General features: G+C 60.4%; 13 protein-coding genes and 1 tRNA gene. 11 read left to right on the plus strand and 3 right to left on the minus strand.

Features of this window, described 5'->3' with window-relative positions:
- Positions 1–11: 11 nt before the first annotated feature.
- On the minus strand, positions 12–356 hold the full coding sequence (locus tag ACQR2C_RS14125; RefSeq protein WP_316215259.1) for a hypothetical protein: 345 nt from the start codon (positions 354–356) through the stop codon (positions 12–14).
- Between the two features lie 220 nt (positions 357–576).
- Between ACQR2C_RS14125 and ACQR2C_RS14130 the strand changes: the two genes are divergently transcribed.
- Together ACQR2C_RS14130 and ACQR2C_RS14135 are read left to right on the plus strand one after the other, a co-directional pair.
- Positions 577–666 (plus strand) — tRNA-Ser (locus ACQR2C_RS14130).
- Between the two features lie 166 nt (positions 667–832).
- Complete coding sequence (locus ACQR2C_RS14135) at positions 833–2110, plus strand: tyrosine-type recombinase/integrase (RefSeq protein ID WP_434881382.1); 1278 nt, start codon at positions 833–835, stop codon at positions 2108–2110.
- Here the strand turns inward: ACQR2C_RS14135 and ACQR2C_RS14140 are convergent.
- Complete coding sequence (locus ACQR2C_RS14140; RefSeq protein WP_434881383.1) at positions 2058–2279, minus strand: helix-turn-helix transcriptional regulator; 222 nt, start codon at positions 2277–2279, stop codon at positions 2058–2060. The two genes, ACQR2C_RS14135 and ACQR2C_RS14140, sit on opposite strands and share 53 nt — an antisense overlap.
- Before the next feature lie 536 nt (positions 2280–2815).
- Between ACQR2C_RS14140 and ACQR2C_RS14145 the strand changes: the two genes are divergently transcribed.
- Complete coding sequence (locus ACQR2C_RS14145) at positions 2816–3199, plus strand: hypothetical protein (protein WP_434881384.1); 384 nt, start codon at positions 2816–2818, stop codon at positions 3197–3199.
- Positions 3200–3439: 240 nt separating this feature from the next.
- Here the strand turns inward: ACQR2C_RS14145 and ACQR2C_RS14150 are convergent, their stop codons facing one another.
- Positions 3440–3883, minus strand: coding sequence for a hypothetical protein (locus ACQR2C_RS14150; protein WP_434881385.1), 444 nt, complete (start codon positions 3881–3883; stop codon positions 3440–3442).
- Between the two features lie 309 nt (positions 3884–4192).
- Here ACQR2C_RS14150 and ACQR2C_RS14155 point away from each other — a divergent pair, with 309 nt between their 5' ends.
- From ACQR2C_RS14155 to ACQR2C_RS14190, 8 genes are all read left to right on the plus strand, one after another.
- The gene (locus ACQR2C_RS14155; protein WP_434881386.1) at positions 4193–6433 is read left to right on the plus strand and encodes a UvrD-helicase domain-containing protein; all 2241 of its coding nucleotides are present in this window, start codon (positions 4193–4195) and stop codon (positions 6431–6433) included.
- Positions 6434–6527: 94 nt separating this feature from the next.
- Positions 6528–7370 carry a PD-(D/E)XK nuclease family protein gene (locus ACQR2C_RS14160; RefSeq protein WP_434881387.1) on the plus strand — a complete coding sequence of 281 codons (843 nt, stop codon included), beginning with the start codon at positions 6528–6530 and terminating at the stop codon, positions 7368–7370.
- Between the two features lie 873 nt (positions 7371–8243).
- Positions 8244–8870 carry a UvrD-helicase domain-containing protein gene (locus tag ACQR2C_RS14165; RefSeq protein WP_434881496.1) on the plus strand — a complete coding sequence of 209 codons (627 nt, stop codon included), beginning with the start codon at positions 8244–8246 and terminating at the stop codon, positions 8868–8870.
- Positions 8871–8884: 14 nt separating this feature from the next.
- Entirely contained in the window at positions 8885–12028 is a 3144-nt protein-coding gene (gene dpdE / locus ACQR2C_RS14170) for a protein DpdE (protein WP_434881388.1), read from the plus strand.
- Positions 12015–14513: a protein DpdF gene (dpdF, locus tag ACQR2C_RS14175; RefSeq protein ID WP_434881389.1), complete on the plus strand. Its 2499-nt coding sequence runs from the start codon at positions 12015–12017 to the stop codon at positions 14511–14513. The genes dpdE and dpdF overlap by 14 nt, the downstream gene beginning before the upstream one ends.
- Entirely contained in the window at positions 14510–15409 is a 900-nt protein-coding gene (gene dpdG, locus ACQR2C_RS14180) for a protein DpdG (protein WP_434881390.1), read from the plus strand. The genes dpdF and dpdG overlap by 4 nt, the downstream gene beginning before the upstream one ends.
- Entirely contained in the window at positions 15406–18456 is a 3051-nt protein-coding gene (dpdH, locus tag ACQR2C_RS14185) for a protein DpdH (RefSeq protein WP_434881391.1), read from the plus strand. Before dpdG ends, dpdH begins: the two co-directional genes overlap by 4 nt.
- Positions 18446–19159 carry a hypothetical protein gene (locus tag ACQR2C_RS14190; protein WP_434881392.1) on the plus strand — a complete coding sequence of 238 codons (714 nt, stop codon included), beginning with the start codon at positions 18446–18448 and terminating at the stop codon, positions 19157–19159. Before dpdH ends, ACQR2C_RS14190 begins: the two co-directional genes overlap by 11 nt.

Below are 19159 nucleotides of genomic sequence, written 5' to 3' on the forward strand. Positions count from 1 at the left end.
GGCTCACAGGCTCAATGGCAGTAGGACACGCCGTCGAGCACGGCGCAGCGCAGCTTGTTCGGCGAGCTCGGATTGTCCATCGGCACCATGCCCTTGCCCTGTCCGACGAACACGCCCGGCCCGACGACCACCGAGGCCTTGTTGCCGATGATGACGGACGGGTGTGGATTCAGGCTGGACCTGGTCCCGTCCGGCCACAGGATCGCGTCGCCCTGCCAGATCCCCTTGCGCCCGTCGTCGCAGGTCACGTCGACCCCCTGTTTGGTGCATTGATCGGCGCGCGCCGCCCCGGCGGCGGCGAGGCTGAACGCCGCGGCCAGCAGGATGGCGAGACAGGCAGGGGAGGATGGCGGCATGGCGAGGTCCCTCATGGGCAGCCGGATCGAGGCCGCAAATCAGTGGTCGTGCCGTCCTCCCGGCCGGTTCACGGTGGGTCCGGCCAGGCGGCGGCGAGGCCAGATCGAGCCCGCAACCAGGGCGGATTGATGATTTTTATCAGCGATTTGGGGGAAATTTGCCGCCGAGGCCCCCGCCCGGCTTGCAAAACGCCGCCGACCCCGCCAAGAGAGGGCCGCCGGAGAGATGGCCGAGTGGCTTAAGGCGCACGCTTGGAAAGCGTGTGTGCGGGAAACCGTACCGTGGGTTCGAATCCCACTCTCTCCGCCAGCTAACGATCCCAGCCGTTCCCAGAACGCACCAAAGCGCTTGCAGTACAATAGTTTACGGGTCAGAATCGTTCCCATCCATTCCCGACGTTGCCCGCTAAAACCCGGTAAAATCCGGGTATGAAACCGGGTATCGTACCGGCCAAGCCGGGTATTGTGGGGCGCTGATGCTGACCGATGTCCAGATCCGTAAAGCCAAGGCCGCAGACAAGCCGTACAAGCTCACCGACGGTGGCGGGCTGCACATCTACGTCACGCCCGCCGGCGGCAAACTATGGCGTCTCAGATACGAGCTCGAGCGCAAGGAGAAGTTGCTCTCGATCGGTCCATACCCGTCGGTCGGACTCGCCGAAGCGCGAGAAGTCGCCACCAACGCGAAACGCCTCCTCCGGGAGGGTAAGGACCCCGCTGTCGAGAAGCGGCTCAGGCGCCTGCAAATCGTCACCGACGGAGGGACTACGTTCGAGGTCGTCGCACGCGAATGGCACGACATGAACAAAGGGCATTGGGTCGAACAACACGCCTACGACGTGCTCAATTCATTGGAACGAGATGTGTTTCCCGACCTCGGCTCCGCCCCAATTAAGAATATCACCGCAGCCAACGTCATATCCGTGCTGCGCAAGATCGAGAACCGGCCGGCAGCTGAGACCGCGCGGCGCATCCGGCAGCGGATGTCTGCCGTGTTCGTTTACGCGATTGCATCAGGTCGAGCCGAGAACGACCCGGCGGCGCTCGTGCAGAAGGCAATGCGGCCGGTCAAGAAGGGGCGACAGCCTGCCATCACGGATCTCGAGCAAGCCAGACAAGTCCTGCGCCATGCGGACGCGACCCCGGCGTCACCCGTCACCAAGCTGGCCTTGCGGCTGCTGGTGCTCACCGCCTTGCGACCCGGGACGTTGATCACGACACCCTGGACCGAGCTAGCCGATCTGGATCCGCAAAGGCCAATTTGGCAAGTGCCGGCGGCGCGAATGAAGCTCCGGCTCCAATACAAGGATGACGACGAGAGGGACCATCTGGTCCCGCTTCCAACGCAAGCGATTGATATCATCAAGGCCCTGCGCAAGCTCTCCGGCCGCACACCATATCTCTTTCCCAACCAGAGACACGCCCACCGGCCAGCCAGCGAAAATGCGATCGGGTACTTGTTAAATCGGGCGGGGTACCATCACCGTCATGTGCCGCATGGATGGCGGGCCACATTCTCGACTGTGATGAATGAGCGGTATAAGCACGATCGGCATATCATCGATTTGATGTTAGCCCACGTGCCGAAGAATGTCGTGGAGGGCGCCTACAATCGGGCAGAGCACCTTGAGCGGCGGATCGAGTTGGCACAAGCTTGGGCCGACCTGATCATGATTGACCAGACGCCAATCGACGACCTTCTCAACCTGCGGCGCTCAGTTGCTCCCCGGATCGAGACGACGGCAAAGATTTGATCCAAGCATCAATTTCGGACTGCAGCCAGCGAACCGTATTTGGACCCAAGCTGCGCGGTGCGGGAAAGGTGCCATCTGCAATACGCCGATAAATGGTCGAGCTACCAAGACCAGTCTTTTGTTTGACGTCCCGAAGCCGTAACAGGCGCTCATCGGTGTCGCTTGTCATTGCTAACCACCTCTCAGGGCCGCGAATTTCGCGCCGCCGCTTTGCCTCTGACCGGGGCAGCAAGAGTTAAACCGATGGGCTCGCTGACTACGTGGCAAATCTGCCATGGCTGCCACGTCGCGCGAATGGCGACAATCCTCTGCGGTCCTTACTGCTTCCTTCACTCACCGCGATCACTATGCACAACCCGGCCAGGAGAAGCGAAGTCTTCGCTTAAGCGCGGAAGCTTTGTCGTATTCCAGCGAACAAATAGGACGAATGGCCGAACGCCTGTCGAGCCGGATGCATCCATCCGCACGCACACCGGGTCCGACTAAAGGATTGGCGACGTGGTCACAGAGGAAGAGGCGAAGGCGATCGGGCGGAGGGTTGGAAAACCGCGCTCGAATTTGCGGCCTCGATAGTCACGCCGCTCTATTGGGCCGAACGAGGAAGCGATGAGATCGGTAAAGGCCCGCCTCGGCCCTCCTACATGTCCACACCCACGGCGGAAGAGGCCTTACCGGGTTCAGCAGGGTAGCCCGTGACTGCGCTGTATGGGGATCGTTACCGACGCGGCGCTGGCAGAAGAATCTCGCAAGTATGGTGCGGCCGGCAGACGTCCGCAGGCGGTGGGGTCGGACGGAGTGCTCGCCTCTCTGGCGCTCGGGTTGGTCTTGCAGATGGTCGCGCCATGGAGTCGACGGTCCAGGTTGGGCGCCTATCTCACGTACGACGGCAATTCCGGGTTGGTCACCGAGGCCGAACGCTTTCGGCGCTGGTCAGGCGACGCGTGCCCGCACCATTCGCAGACGGCTGTGGGCGATATGAGCTTCGATATCCGTAAGTTCATCGACGGCGACGCGAACGCCGAGCAGACGCTACGGCAATGGATACAGCGCGCCGTACGTTTAGCCTGGAACTGGACGAACGGCCACTGAATGTGCGCTAGTTGCAGGCGGCGAGACTCCCGGAAATATCTCGTCATATCGCGCGATTCCAACGTCCAATCTTGAATGCCCCACTGGTAACGCCGCGATTTTGCTGCGCCGGCTATGCTCGATCCCGATCGAGCGAGCATTAACGACGGTCTGCAGGCGGACCCGCTGCCGGCGACGCCCCTCTCGCGGCTTCAGTTGGTTGCTTTCACCGAAGTCGAAGAAGTAGAAGGCTAACCCACCTTACGCGAGGGAAGGTAGTGCCGGCATCGTGTTGTTAAGGAGCCCGCGCGCCACGCGGCGCGCGTCTTCAACGAACGGCATATCGAAGTCGAAATCATAGCGCAGCTTCGCCTTCAGCAAAGCTTTGTCAAAACGTGCGACGATACTTGCCGTATCCCCTTCCGACAGAACCAATCCGTGCGTCGTGCACAAATCCAGCAACTTGCCGAGTTTATGTCCGATGCCTTCGAGTTCTTCGAGGGTGCGTCCCTTCTCGTGCAAGAAACCTTTGAGCGCCAATTCGATCCCGTGCGCGAACAGAAAGAACTGTCCTGCCGTTGCGCGGCGGCCTAGCGCCTCCGCATCCTGCACGAACAAGAGGGCGTTGGTATGCATTTCGACAGGTTTGGGATTGGCGATCCGAGGATCGGTCGCGAACACACGGCTAATGCTTGAATCACTCATTTTTCGACCTTGCGGCTCTTCGGGGAAGGAGGAGGTCGAATGGAGCCGCGGGCCATTCGACCTCGGCCACGGAACGCGGCGCGATGTCGGTGGCCAATGCCTTAAGGGCAGGGTTCTTTTCGGCATAATCAGCCGGCGAGCTTCTGCGTCTCTCCGATTTTCCCAGATGTAAGCCGTAACACGGCCGGTGCACGTGTAGGTTGCGGTAGCCGGATACAGCATCTCGATGAAATCGATAGCTTGACCCCGCGACACCGACTCTGTTGTCGTTAAGACGCTCCTTCGAGTATCGCTTCACGGGCAGGCCTCATGACGCTCACCGACCTGATCGACGCATTGTTCCCGCCGGGGCACCCGAAGCGGCCCACACCGGCGCAGGAGGCTATTCTTCGACATCCTCAGGGGCCCGCTTGGGTATTGGCCGGGCCGGGGTCTGGTAAGACCGAAGTCCTGACCTTGTTTGTTCTAAGGCTACTATACGTTGAGCAGGACCCGGTACAGTCCGTGTGCACGCCACCCGAAGCTATCTTTGTGACGACATTCACCGAAAAGGCAGCGCGTAACCTCGAGGATCGTATCAGTCATTACCGGAACCAGCTCGTTGTGCAGCGTCCGGCACTTGCCGCTATCGATATCTCCAAACTCCATCTCGGGACCCTGCACGGATTGTGCAACGACCTCTTGCAAGAGCACCGTGCGCCAAATTATCAGAATGTTCGGCTCATGGACGAGCTTGAAAGCAGCATGTTCGTATATGAACACATCAGCATCGTCGATACGCCGAATCCGACAAACGATCGTCCCTTCTGGACTCATTTTTCATATCTTTTTTCACCGAGGGAATGGCAAACGACATGGGCTTGGCTTCCAAGCAAATGGAATATGACGGCAGCCCTCGTCAAATTGTTCAACAGAATCGTTGAAGATAGAATTTCCGTTGCGGCAATGCGGGCGGCCGGTGGGCAATGGCTTCGTCTGGCAGACCTGTACGAAGAGTATCGGACGAAGCTTGAGGACGAACATCGGTGTGACTTTTCACACCTGCAAGGCCACTTTCTTGAGTTTTTGCAGACGCCGCTTGGCCGCAGGTTTCGCGATGGTAACGTGGGTGAAGGTGCGATTGGAATAAGCTGGATCTTAGTGGACGAGTATCAAGACACCAATCTCGTTCAGGAGGAGATTTACCTCACGCTGGCAAATCGCGCGCCACACAACATTGTCGTTGTTGGTGACGACGATCAAGCGCTCTATCGATTTCGCGGAGGATCCGTGGAGTGTATGGTCACCTTTGATCAGGCGTGCGCGACCTTCCTCGGGGTGCAGCAAACGGGAATTTCACGCTTTCCACTCGTAGCTAACTTCCGGTCACACGCGAGCATTGTTACATTTTGCAATAACTACATCAGTGCCTTTCCGTCTATGGCGATTCGGGGCGCCCGGGTGCCGAACAAGCCCGATCTCGTGCCGCGCAGTTCAATCGGCGGAACGTATCCCGCAGTTGGTCAATTGCGCGCTGCATCAATGGACGCCGTTGCCGCTCGCTTTGCCGACACAGTTCAAGGACTAGTCGCGAACGGAATTGTGCAGGATTATAGCCAGTGTTGTCTGTTGTTAAAGAGTACCAAGGAGACACCAAACAACGCGCTGAAATATGTTGCGGCTCTCCAAGCCCAAGGCATCCCAGTCTACAACCCTCGTAATAAGGCCTTTCTTGAGCAAGAGGAGGTTCTTGGACTCCTCGGCGCGCTGCTCGCTATTACTGATGGCCAAGGGCGCCATGTGCCGCAGCGTCCCCAGGAATTGGCCACTCTGATCGCTAATTGTCGAACAGAGTATGTTAGCCAAGCTGCGGGAAATCCGAGGCTGTCTCGATATGTATCCGACGCCCGTGCTAATCTTGCTGCGAAACCTGGAGCATTTCTCACGGCTAACCTCCAGGAGCTTGTTTACTACCTGCTGTCTATGCCCCCGTTCGACGGTTGGTCGCGCGACCCCGTACGCCGTGTGCGGCTTGCGCGCATTACTGCCCTTGTCGAGAGTTTTGCCTCGATGCCGGTACCGGGCCATCCCAATGCAGCACGCGGGCGCTTGCGGAGCTCCAATAATTTTCCAGGCGACGTCCTTGAGCAATGGAGTTATGGCTTCTATCACCTCTTCTTCGGTTACCTCGCGCGGGTGGGCATCGACGAAGAAGAGGACGAAGATATCATCGCTCCTTTGGGAATGGTTCCGGTGATGACAATGCACCAAGCCAAGGGGTTGCAGTTCCCGTTTGTCTTTGTTGGGCATATGGGAGAAGATTCGCGTGTCTCAGTCGCTCATCAGATCGAAACGCAACTATCGCAGTTTCCCAGTAATCCAGCGCGCTCATTCGCACAGCTCCCCGAGTTGGTCCGTGCTGAACTTGACTTGATTCGCCAATACTACGTTGCCTTCTCACGGGCGCAATGGGCGTTGATTCTCGTCGGTACAAATCAGCAGTTCGCGAAGGGGAGAATTCCCTGTGGGCCGAATCGGAACTGGCTGTCTAACAGGGTACTGCCACTTTGAACGATAGTGAGTTCGAACAATGAGCGCATGGACGAACTACAATGGCGTCGCGGTACCCCCGCCCCAGCCGAACGCTGTTCGCCCACGATTCAGCTTGACGTCGGACATCCTTTCGTTTCGGCGATGCAGTCGCCAGTACGGCTATTTTGGCAACGACGGTTTTGTTCCAGCGCAGGCGACGCAGATATTCTACGGCACCATTATTCATCAGGTACTAGATCGTTGTCACCGTCACTATTGGGGCTTTGCTGGTCATCCGCAAGGCACGATGCCATCCGATGCGGATGTTGATCAGTACTTCAATGACGTCCAAAATGCTCTGAAGTCGCATGGCGTCCGGCCGGCGTCACCAGCAGTAACCGCCAAGGCGAGCCGGGTGCTGCGGATATTCAACCGCGTCGAGGGCCCAACGCTCTATCCACTGATCCGCGATACTGAATTTCGCCTAGAGAGCGAACGGCCTCAATATGTCCTCCGCGGCGTTGTCGATGTTCTTGCGCGAAACCCAACTACACCGAATGATCCCGCGCAAATGGAGATATGGGACTATAAGGGCACGCGGCTCCCAAATCTTTCGTCCACGGACATGCGAGATTACATCTGGCAGATGTGTGTATATGCTGAGCTTTACCGCGCTCGGGTAGGCGCTTATCCCGCTCGCGCGATCCTCTACTTCCTTAATGAGTTGGACATGGACCCGGAACCGACGTCTCGGCCACTTCGAGCCGTGCAGGAAGTGACCTTTACGGCTTCGGGGGTTCAGCAGGCGCTAAGCGCATTCGACGTCACCGCTCAGGCGATCATTGGCTGCCGAGCCAATAGCACGTGGCCTCTTCCGGCGCTCAACCCCGGCAAGGAAACTTGCGATATATGCGACATCCGCTGGAATTGTCCTAGTCCCGCCACGCCTTATCAAGTGCGTCTGCCGATCGTCTAGCATTGGCAGCAGATGAGAATTTCAAGAACATCCCCGCGTGGCTAGCTATGAAAAGTGAGCGTATTCCTTGCATTAGATCCGAAGCGCTCTATTGCTGACGAAAGGCGGCCGATCTGCTAGAAAATGAGGTTTAGATGGGCGGTGTTCCAAAAGGGAAAGGCCATGCGAGCAGCCGAGGCTAAGAGACCGCGCGACGGTTCGCGCAAAGCGAAAGTCTACGACCTTTTTCATGAGACAACGAAGGAAGATGCTGTCACCTACGGCCTCTCACTTGGATTAAAAGAGAGCACCATTCGAAGTTGGATCGGGACTTGGAAGAAACATCGAACTGACCAGGTTGGAGAGCCTGACCAAAAGGTTGGGCCGCGAGGGTGAAAGACTGGATTCCGCGCCGTCTCCAACGGAAAGCGGGCACCGACAGAAAAAGAGAACGGGATTTCTGAATGCCGACGGCAGGCTCTTGCTGTCATGGCCGCGACTTTCACTAATCCCATAGCAGCCGTTTCCTTCGCTCAAGGCCGCTTCTCTTATTTGCGGTCGACGGACCGCATTCTGACCGATTTTGTGTTCTTGTTATGTTCTGATGGTCGCCGAGATCGACGCGTACGCACCGCTACTAGACTGCGGATTCCGGACGGGGCGATTTTGCAATGCAAAAGGGCCATCGCGCCCACTTAAGTATCACTGGATTTCTAAGGCGTCCCGCCGCTGATTGATCGACGGGACCGTCACGTATCTGGTATATCTGGCTGATGTTTCTAATTAAAGTTGCGGGCCTCGCCGCCAGGCGCAGCTCGATGGGCGGGGCGGGCAAGAAGGGTGCGAACGGTTTCCTGGGAGCGGTTTTGCGACCACGCGTTTTCCGTCGCGAGGGTGCCTTTGAGCGCTCGGACCGCGGAAAATCCCGACCGCCTCAACAACGATCAGATCGGAATCGTCTCGGCTCCGGTGGACGAGTCGCTTTTCGTGAACGCCGGCCCTAGTAGTGGCAAGACGACGGCTTTGCGGATATTGAAGCTCCGTTTTGTCGATGGCCTTGAGCCGCACGAGATCATTGCGACTACGTTCACTCGCCGCGCCGCAGCCGTTCTGCGAAACAGAATCATCAAAGAGTGGGGCGAAGGTAGCCCGACGCGGATCCTGAATGGCCACGTCCCGTTCAATCAACGCTTCGAGCGGCTCGACTTCAATGAATTGCGCGTCGGAACTATCCACAGTATTGCGCAAGACCTTCTGAACGACCTCCGCGAAGCAGTCGTCTTGCAACTACTAGGGCCGGCGTTCACGAACGCTTCGCTGGAGCGGTCCGCGGCCCTATTCGATTCCGTAGTCGGCGACATCGAGTTGGCGGTCCAAGATGAGAGTCTCCTGGGTTCGGCGCGTCCATGGCCTGCGCGCCCGGAAGTGCGGACCTGCGCCCGGTGTGATCTCAAGTACCAAGTACCAATGTCCAGATGCGATAGGCAGCGGTCGCGCCCAGATACCTTGAGGGCGAGATGATGCTTAGTCGGGGAATGCTTGTCGAACTGCCAGGGCGTAGCGGGATAGGTAAGCTTGTATCTGAATCAGACGGATACTGCGTCGTCTCCGTCTTCCGATCGATAACGCGCTCTGTGCGGCTGACCATCCCGCTCGATCAACTCAAACGTGGATTCCTGAGCCGTCAGACCCGTGTCTACGTTCGCACAAGCGAAACTTTTCGCTTGGGTAGAGTCACGCGGTACTTCCGACGCGACGACGGGCTGATCGACTATGAAGTTCGGTTTCCTAACGGAAGCATCGCGGACCTTTCGGAAGTCGACCTCCATGTTCGCCCTTGGAACGCGCCGGACGATCCCGCCGAAGTGCTCGCCGCCGGCGGCGCGGAAAGCCAATTCCTGCACGACAGGCGTCATGCCGCCGTCGAGGTGCTGACGAACCTGCGCGGAGCCTCGCAAGGTCTCTCCGCGCTGTCGTCCGCCAGCGTGGAATTCGTACCGCACCAGATCGCGGCGGTGCTCCGCATCCTGACCGATCCGATCCAGCGCTATCTGCTCGCCGATGAGGTCGGACTCGGCAAGACCATCGAGGCTGGTCTGGTCGTAAGGCAACATCTCATCGACGAACCTTCGACCAAGGTGGCAATCGCGGTGCCGTCCCGACTATTGGAACAATGGCGGTCGGAACTGTTGAACAAGATAAGGCTCGACCAATTCGAAGGGGCGATCGAATTGCTCGCCCACGAGGACTTGCTTTCCGTCGAACGGTCACCCGAAGTTCTGGTCGTGGACGAAGCCCATCACCTGGTGGGCCTGAAGGAGGGCCCGCTCGCTGCGAGCGCGGCGCGCCTCGAGGCGCTTTCGCGCGAATGCGAGGTACTACTTCTCTTGTCGGCGACGCCGGCGCTCGGCGATCCGGAACGCTTCCTGGCTCTGCTGAACCTGCTGGATCCCGTCAGTCATCCCATCGACGATCTGGCCGGATTCGAGACCAAGCTCGCGAAACGCCGCGAGTTCGGTCGGCTCCTGCTCGGACTGGATCCGACGAGCCCGGCCATGGTGATCAGGCAGCGGGCTTTGGAGGCGCAACGTTTGTTCCCCGATGATTCCATCGTGGACGATCTAGCGCCGCGACTGATCGAAGCCACCCGTACGGACGAGCGGCTTTGGGCCGAGTTGTGCACGCAACTGAGGGGACACATAGCGGAAAGCTATCGAATCCACCAGCGGTTGATCAGATCGCGGCGGGCCGACGCGAAAGGCTGGGAGTTCATGCCTCGCGGCCCGCACTCGGAAGGTTCGCCGGATCTGTCGCACGTCCGCCTCGAAGCGGATACCGACGATCGAATCTCGGAACTCCAGGCCACGATCGAGGAATGGCGGCTCACGGCGCTCGATGCCGCCGACCCGTCCGATCGCGGCCGCATCGTCGCGCTCGCCCGGCGCTATAGGGACATAATCGAAGCCATTGGCGTGGATCTCGCCTCGTTCCGGAAGGCGATCGCTGCGCTCGTGCCGGTGTTCGAAGGAGAGCGGGAAATCCTGGACGCCCTCCTGTCCATCGCCGAGCGCGACGCGGACGAGACGGCGCGAATGTCGGTCTCGGTGGAGAGCACCGAGCGACTCATCAAGACGCTCTCGTCGGCGACCTCCCATCCCAAGGTCGTCGCATTTTCATCCTCGACCGAGGCGGCCGTCCATTTCCATAAGATGCTGGCCGAACGGTCCGACGAAGTGGATTGCCTGCTGTCGGTCGGCTCGGCGCCGGCCGCTAGCGGCGACGATCGGGTTTCGCGATTTCTGGCTTCGCGACGAGCCGCAGTGCTCGTTCTAGATCGAGGCGGCGAGGAGGGGCTGAACCTTAATATCGCGGATGCGATTGTTCATCTCGATCTGCCGTTCTCCGCCGCGCGTATGGAGCAGCGCATCGGCCGATTGGACCGCTTCGGCCGCCGCCAGTCCTTGATCAGGCACCGCATCCTGGTTCCGTCCGACGACGACGGCGGCCCTTGGTCCGAGTGGCAGCGCGTTCTGGCCGATGGATTCGGAATCTTCCATCGATCCATCAGCGACGTCCAATTTCTACTTGAAGAAGTCGAGCGCGACGTCCTCGTCGCGCTGTTCTCGGACGGTCCCGCCGCAGTCCCGGATTCGGCCAAGACGATCCGCGCTCGGATCGAGGACGAACGGCGGTTACAAGACGAGCAGTTCGCTCTGGATCGGCTGGCGATCGCGGAGCAACCGATAGAGGAATTTGTCGAAACCCTGGAAGAGGCCGAAGAGAAGGAGGACGTTCTCGAAAACGGCATGCAAGCCTGGCTGCTCGGCGTTTTGCAGATGTCGAGACACCCGCATGCCCGTCCGGACCGCGACCCGTTCGACTTGGCGGCCGACTCCCAGACTCTCGTTCCTCTGGTTCCTTGGCTTGCGGCATTCGGGCTGGAAACGCCGAAGGCCCTGACCTGGCGGCGGCGTATCGCGTCGTCGCGTCCGGACGTCACGCTCCTCCGTCCGGGTACGCCGATCATGGACGCCATAGAGCGCTATACCAAATGGGACGACCGAGGTACCGCGTTCGCGACGTGGCGGACTGACCCCAATTGGGAGGACGATCCATGGCTCGCCTTCAAGGTCACTCTCATCGTCGAGCCAGCTATCGAGATCGGCGACCTTTCCAATCCGACCGCTTCGGAGCGCGCACTCTTCCGAAAGGCGCAGCGCTACCTCACGCCCTTCACCATTACGCTTTTCCTCGACAGCAGCGCGTCGCCGGTGACCGACCGCAGAGTCATCGAGGTTCTATCCCGGCCATACGATTCCGATGCGGCCGATATCAATCTCGGGAGCAGGCCCGCACTCCTCGCCGCCGTTATCGACGCTGCTTCGTTCGAGCATTGCTGTCGCGCCGTCCGGGATGCCGCCTATTCCACAGTGAGCTGCAGCCCGGATTTCATTCGCAAGATCGACGCGGCGGGCGAAGCCGCGACCGCCGATCTCCGGCGGCGAAGAGCCGTGTACGATCGACGATCCGCCGATGGAGATAATTCGGCGGTCGCGGATCTCGACGCGGCCGAACGCGTCGTCGCGAGCGTCAAGGCGCCCGCGATGCGCGTCGACGCCATCGGTTGCTTCGTCATTGCTCGCGATCGACCGAGGGAGGCGCGAAATGGCCGGGCTTGAAGGGCACGCCGCGTTCGCGGCGCTCGAAGCTCTGCTTGCGGGCGAGATGCGCACGGATTGGTCGGCGAAATCGCAGACGATCGAGAGGCTGCGCATCGCGCTGACGGAGGAGCCGCAGGCCGCAAGTCCGCTGGATATCGCGCTCCTGTTGCGGCAGGCGCTCATTCACGAATTCGGCCGTCGGGAGCATGCGATCTCGCCGACAGTCGTTCTCAGGCATCCACGACTCGTCGGATTCGAGCAATGGCGGCGGATCGGAATCGATGCGCGGGCCGACGCCGACAGGTTCTCCGTTCGCGCCGTTCCTTGGTCGCCCGCATGGTTGGAAACGCGCGGACCGGAAGGAGTGGACGGCCGCGCCTCCTCGGAGAGCCGCTGTCGGTTCTTCGATAGCGAACCGGTCGACGGCGATCCGTTGCTTAACTCCGTTGGCCGAGAAGCCTACCGGAGCCCCGGTCAACGGGCTGCCGTCCGCAGTGCGCTGTCTACTCCGGCCGGCGGCACTATCGTCGTGGCGCTTCCCACCGGCGAAGGAAAGAGCCTTGTCTTCCAACTTGCGCACACGGTTGGCTTCGTCGGCTCCAGGCCGGTCGAGGGAAAGGGTGTTACGCTGGTGATCGTGCCGACGGTCGCTCTCGGCGTGAATCATGAGATCGAGGCCGTCGCGATCTGCAATCTGACGCCGCCTCTGGCGTATCAGGGTGGCGACGACGCGCGTAACGCACAGATCGCGCAGCGGATCGCTGACGGAACGCAAGGTCTCTGTTTCGCGTCGCCCGAAGCGGCGTGCGGAGCGCTCAGATCGTCGCTCAAAAAGGCGGCCGAAAGCGGTTACCTTCGCGCGATGGTGATCGACGAAGCACACCTCGTCGACCAGTGGGGTACCGGGTTCCGCACCGAATTCCAGGAGTTGAGCGGCGTCCGTCGCGAACTGATGTCGGTGATGGCTCCCGAACACAGGATGCGGACGATACTGCTGTCCGCGACGTTGACCGAAAGTTCGCTCGAGACGCTCAAGCTCTTCTTCGGTGGCGACGAGAATTTCGTCAGCTTCGCCGCTGTCCAACTTCGTCCGGAGCCGGACTATTGGATCGCCCGAAGGACGCACGTGGAGGAGCGCGTGGAGCGCGTGTTTGAAGCCATGCACCACGTGCCGCGTCCGGCCGTCCTCTACGTCACCGAAGTGAAGGATGCGGACGCTTGGTACGTCCGCTTGCGGGAAGCGGGCTTCGGACGGGTTGCTAAGCTGCACGGACAGACGCGGCGGGACGACCGCGAAAAGATCGTGGATCAGTGGCGCAATGGCGCCTTGGATGTCGTTGTCGGAACGTCGGCTTTCGGTCTCGGCATCGATTATGCCCACGCGCGAAGCGTCGTTCACGCCTGCATCCCGGAGACTCTAGACCGCTTCTACCAGGAGGTGGGAAGAGGTGGTCGGGACGGCTGTGCCTCGCTTTCATTGATCGTTCCGGCTCACAGCGATCTGCCCAGCGCGCAGCGGATCAATCGGGAGAGCATCATAGGAATTTCCCGTGGTCTTGAGCGCTGGACTTCGATGTTCGAGAACAAGGTGGCGCTGCCGGGCGGACGATACGCGGTCCGGGCCGACGGGCGGCCTGGCACCAGCCCGGAAGACATCGACATGTTCGGCGATCGAAACACCGACTGGAATTTGAGGACGCTCGCACTCATGTCCCGCGCCCGGATCCTGAACATGAGAGGAAGTCCCGGCCATCGGTTGGCGGATGAAGGGGACTGGCTCGAGATCGAAATCCTTGAGGAAGGACACCTGGAGAGGGATATCTGGGACGAGTTGGTGCAGCCAGTCCGGGCGGCCAGCGCGGAAGCCAGGGACAGAAACCTGCGGTTGATGGAGGTCTTCCTCTCCGGCGAGGACTGTCCCGCAACCGTCCTCGCGAAGCTCTACGGAAAGGACAGGATAGGGATCGAGTGCAGCCGATGCCATGTTTGTCGGCGCGATCCGGATCTCCGTCAACGTACCGTTCACGTCGGCGAACCGCGGTCGCCATGGCCCTCGCTTCCAATGCATCCTGATCTCGTTCGCCTTCTGGGTGGGGACGGCAGATTGCTCGTGACCTACGATCCGGACGCAGTAGGAAGAAAGACCAACCGGCATCTGGCCGATTCGGTCGAAAAGCTTTCCGCGATCGGTCTCGTCAAACTTCTCGTCCTGGGATCCTCGCCCTTCGATCTCGATCGCGTTCTCCAGTTCGCGGAAAGGACGCCGTTCTTCGTAAGTCGCCTCGACAGTCTGGTGTATTCGAGGCTCCCCCGGGGGCCCGAAATAGTCCTCGTCGCGCCCGGATCGCACCTCCACGAGGTGAACTTGATCGCGAACCGGGATTTCCCGCGTGTCTTCGTCGCCCCGGAACGGCAGATGTCGTTCGACGGTCGCCGTCTAGCCGACGTCTTTGGCGGACGGGTCCTGGGGCTGGATCATTTCAGCGCAAAGGTGACCGAATGAGCATCATCACGACCGCACCTGCCGTCCCGAGCAGAGTTCTCGCACTCTACGCTTCTCTGCTCGCCAATCCGACGGGCGAACGGAAGGAGCGTTTCGAGAGCCTGGCTACGCCGCCTTCCCTCCATGGCCGCGGAGCGGGCGAAGACGGCGAGGGAACGACGACGCTCTTCAGTTCGACTCTCCGCGAGGCGAAGCTGCTGGGCATCTTCGAAGAGGACGAAGAGCGGATAAAGGTAAGCGAAGAGGCGCGCAGCAAGGGGACGAAGCGCGATCCGGAAGCTCGTCTCAAGTCGCATCTGGTCAGGATCCTGTTCGACCCGAAGCGGGCCGAGGAGGCGAGACAACGCGGATTTATGACGGCGCTCGCTTGGTTCTTGAGACAAAATCCGCTCGTGCCGATGGCCTTCGGTGCTCCCCCTCAATCGGAGATCACGAAGGATCTGGGCGAGCATGCGCATCGGACCGAGTTGACGAACATCAACACCTGGCAAAACTTCGTCTATTGGGCGCGCTTCCTGGGCTTCGCCACGACGACCGGCAGCAAGGAATCGAAGTGGGTCGTTCCGGACCCGATGCACGCAATGCGGGACGTCCTGCCGAACGTGTTTGGCGAGGACGAAGAACTGCCTATCGACGCGATGCTGGCCGGATTGGCGCGCATCTATCCGGTCTTCGAAGGGGGCGACGTGCGCCGCGAGGTCGAGGATTGGTCGAGCGCGGTCCCCAATCAGTCGAGCGAAAAGCGTCTTTCGGTCGCTACAAGCCTGGCGCTGCAGAGGCTGCACACGAGCGGTCGGATAGCGCTCATCGTTCGCGCCGACGCCCCCGCGGCCATCATGCCGTTGGGAACTTCCGAGCGGAGGGTCAGCCACGTTCGCCTGGGAGTGGCCAAATGAAGAACGTCGTCTGTTGGAATCCTTCCGAGGTCCGCCGGATCATCAATCCGTTCGCCGAGCACATGCCGGATTCGCTTTTCCGAGCGGTGCATACGGACTGGACTCTCAAGGTAAGTCCGCCAGTTGGGACTTCCTTCCAAGAACTTGTCGCGTCGCCCGCATCCTACGCGGACATGACGCCGCCTGCGTTTCTCGATGAATTCCTCCGAGACGACCGACCGCACATCCTCGCCGTCGTGCTGGGAGAAACCGGTTCGGGCAAGTCACATCTGATCCACTGGATGCGCCTCAACATGAAGGACGACGAGAGACGCATGGTCTTAGTCGTCCGCAAGTCGGGCACGAGTCTCAGGGCGATCGTCGAGATGATTATAGATCGTCTTCCGGGGGACGAGCAGCAGGGATTTCGCGACACCTTGAACCGCGCCGGCGACGGGACGGCGACACCGGACGGACAGAAGCAACAACTGCTGAACGACATCGCCCATACCATCCGGGAAGACGTCGTTGCGGAGAAGGACGGCAACGCAGAACTCGAGGATGCCCTCATCAGGCATCTGCCGGACATCTTCCAAGATCCCTACATGCGGCAGGCTCACTTCCTCAAGAACGACGGTATCGTGGCGGAGATCGTCGACCACATCTTCGCTCCGTCCAGTGCCAGCAACCGCCCCGACAAGCGGCACTCTTTCAAGATCGAGGACATGCCTCTCGGAGGCATGGACTTCGTCAATGCATCGAAGAACGCAAAGGACGCGCTCAAGGTCATCGACCTCGAGCCGGGCGTCACGTATCCGATGGCTCTTCGCATTATCAACCGCAATCTGGGAAAAGCCACGTCCCGGACCCTGAGCTTCTCGGGAGACCGCGTCGAGGAACTCATGGGCCGCCTCCGCACGCATCTGAAGAAGCAGGGCCGCGAACTCGTGCTCTTGGTCGAGGAGTTCGCGCGGCTGCAGGGAATCGATCGCGCTCTTTTGCAGGCAATCACGAACCAGGGAGACGGGAGCTACTGCAGGATGCGGTCCGCGATCGCGGTGACCACGGGTTTCTTCGAGAGCGTGGCGGAGACCGCCTATATGCGGACGACGCACGTCATCGACATGGATCGTTCGGCGGCAAGGAAGCGGGACGGCGAAGGGGCTCAAGAAGATGCCTTGAGCGAATTCGCGGCGCGGTACCTCAATGCAGTGCGGCTCGGCACGGAGAAGATCGCTGACTGGAGCGATGCCGCCGAGCCTGGAGAGAATCCACCGAGCAGGTGTTCGACATGCGGCTACCGTCCCGAATGCCATCCCGTTTTCGGCGAGGTCGAGGGATATGGGCTTTACCCCTTCACGCGGACGGCCTTGCAGAACGCCTCGGGTCGAGTCCACCGATCCAAGCCCGAAACCATGAATCCCCGCATTCTGCAAAACGAGGTTCTGGCGGAGGTGCTAGACGTAAACGAGACGGCAATCAAGACGGGCCATTTTCCGTCGATTCAGTTCGTCGAAAAGCTCGGCATGGAGGCGCTTAAGGTCAACGATCGCGGTCGGCTCAAGAACGTCGGAGCCGAGTTCGCCGACAGAGTGATCCCGTTCCTCGAGTTCTACGACGGAACGGGCAAACTCGTGGATCTTCCCGCCGGTCTGCGAAAGGTATTCGACATTCCCGAGATACCCGGCGACCTCGTGATCAAGGAACAGCCCGCCGTCGTTCCGTCGCCCGGCGAGTCGACGTCGCCGAAGGTCGATCTCGAGGAAGCGGCCATCAACGAATGGCTGCGCGGCGGAAGTCTGGATCAAAGGGTCGCTCAGACGCTCCGCGAAGCGATCTTCCCCGCGGTCTCCGAGACGATCGATTGGGATATGCTCGGGCTGGAGCGAAGCACTTTTCTCGGGCCGTCGAAGCACTTTCAACGCATAAGCGTCAATTTCGACCGCGCGACCACGGGGACCACCTCGATCAAGTCCGGTGCCGTCCGCGTGAAGCTTTCGGTGCCGGGCGACGTCGATCCGGACAAGGCGGGCCTCGCTCTCATCGGACTTCTGCGGGCGGGCAGGCAGCAGTTCAACTGGGACTTCGACCAAGGGCCCGAAATGCTCGCGGCCTTCCTCGACTGCCTGGAAGATTGGTCGGGCGACGTCGAGAGGCAACTGCGGGAGATCACCGGCCCCCGGGGCAACTGGGAAGCTCCGCGCGCGGCGCTCGAACTCCTTTGCCTGGGCGCCGCCATCGGCGGAAAGATCAAACCCGACTCCTCCACGAGCGAGATAGTCGACGCTGCGCTCGGGCAATGGCCCGATAGCCCCTGCGAGGCGCCGGAACTGCGATCGTTGCATGATCGTCTGTGGAGCAAACGCGAAAAGCTCTTCGATATCGTCCGCGCCCAGATATCCCTCATGAAGGGAGGTCGGGTCGGCGCGATGATCGATCCGCGCATCGCCGCGTCGACGATCCGCACGCTGCGCACTCAGAAATGGATGCCGATGCTCGATGCTCCGGCCGACGAGAAGGGCGACTACGCGGTGCTGAGCAAGCTCTACTTGGACGCCAGATCCTCGCTGGAGGCGGCCGTGCTTGCGGAATGCACGCTCCGTCTATCCTGGCTCAAGGACATGGACGAGGCATTCGGCGACTCGCGGCCGAAAGCGAGCATCTTGACGACGGTTCGCAACCTGAAGGAAATCGCGAGCGACAACGGCTTAGCGGGTGGCGGAAATTCGAGCGCATTCGCCTCCGCCATAGAAACGTTCGCCGGCGTACAGTTCGACGACGCGATCGCGGCTGCCCGCGCGCTGGCCGAAGTCGACGGTACCGAATGCCTTCCTCATCTCGGACGCGGAAGGCGCGCGGCCGTGGCCGCAGGTCGGGAGCTCAAAAAGACGGCGGAAGCGTTCCTACAAAGCGTAGAGACGAATCTCCAATCTTTCGTCGCGCAGTTTCGTACGGAAAACGACAAGATCGAGGACAGCATCGCGTCCGCCGAAGGCTCGCTGATTGCCATTGAGACCAGTCTTTCCGATCTCAGTCCGCCTGATGAGGAGCCTGTCCGTGCTGCTTGAGCGAACCACCAAACTCGTCGCGGACATAGGTCAGTTCGCTAAAATGAAGCGCTCCGCCGGCGAAGCCAAAGCTTTGCAGACGCGCGCCGATCAACTCTCGCCTGTCGCGGACAAGCTTCGCGAGTCGGCCGAGACTCTGGCGAAGATCCGCAAAGCCGGAATCGTCGTTTCGTTTGTCCCAAAGGAGGGCGACGAACTCGGGAAGCGCGCGACCGATCTTCTGACTGCGCTGCGCTCGGACCCGAACAATCTCGTGAATCCCGCCATCGATCTCAAGTACCAGTTCATCGATCGCCTCTTGAGCGTCGCGACGGCGGCACAAAGCGTTTCTCTCGCCGCGTGGCGACGTCATGTCGCCGAGAACAGCGAGCGTGCGCCGGAAGAGATCCTGTCCGCTCTCGCGGCGATTCCCGACTACCAGTCGACAGTGGCCAAAATCCGTTCGTTGCAGAAGCGCGTTTCGCAATTGGCGGAGAACATACCTGCGGATCCCGCAAGCGCGACCGAAGAGATCAAGCGGATCGCAGCGGAACACCGGGAGATCTGGGAGACGATGACTGCGGGAGGCATTCCCGAGGACGTGGCCGCTTTCTTGCGCGCTTGTGGACTCGAAGGCGCCACTCTTGGATCGTTCACCCCGAGCGTCGCGGCTTGGCTCAGCGAGCGAGGTCTTGTCCATCTTTTCCGCGTCAAGTTGCGATAG

It is taken from the genome of Bradyrhizobium sp. HKCCYLRH3061, from assembly GCF_051168015.1.
Classification (GTDB): domain Bacteria; phylum Pseudomonadota; class Alphaproteobacteria; order Rhizobiales; family Xanthobacteraceae; genus Bradyrhizobium.

What these genes read in the sequence shown, in the direction of transcription:
- ACQR2C_RS14125 (WP_316215259.1), bottom strand. Translation starts at nt 356, where the DNA reads ATGCCGCCATCCTCCCCTGCCTGTCTCGCCATCCTGCTGGCCGCGGCG.
- ACQR2C_RS14135 (WP_434881382.1), top strand. Translation starts at nt 833, where the DNA reads ATGCTGACCGATGTCCAGATCCGTAAAGCCAAGGCCGCAGACAAGCCG.
- ACQR2C_RS14140 (WP_434881383.1), bottom strand. Translation starts at nt 2,279, where the DNA reads ATGACAAGCGACACCGATGAGCGCCTGTTACGGCTTCGGGACGTCAAA.
- ACQR2C_RS14145 (WP_434881384.1), top strand. Translation starts at nt 2,816, where the DNA reads ATGGGGATCGTTACCGACGCGGCGCTGGCAGAAGAATCTCGCAAGTAT.
- ACQR2C_RS14150 (WP_434881385.1), bottom strand. Translation starts at nt 3,883, where the DNA reads ATGAGTGATTCAAGCATTAGCCGTGTGTTCGCGACCGATCCTCGGATC.
- ACQR2C_RS14155 (WP_434881386.1), top strand. Translation starts at nt 4,193, where the DNA reads ATGACGCTCACCGACCTGATCGACGCATTGTTCCCGCCGGGGCACCCG.
- dpdE (WP_434881388.1), top strand. Translation starts at nt 8,885, where the DNA reads ATGCTTGTCGAACTGCCAGGGCGTAGCGGGATAGGTAAGCTTGTATCT.
- dpdF (WP_434881389.1), top strand. Translation starts at nt 12,015, where the DNA reads ATGGCCGGGCTTGAAGGGCACGCCGCGTTCGCGGCGCTCGAAGCTCTG.
- dpdG (WP_434881390.1), top strand. Translation starts at nt 14,510, where the DNA reads ATGAGCATCATCACGACCGCACCTGCCGTCCCGAGCAGAGTTCTCGCA.
- dpdH (WP_434881391.1), top strand. Translation starts at nt 15,406, where the DNA reads ATGAAGAACGTCGTCTGTTGGAATCCTTCCGAGGTCCGCCGGATCATC.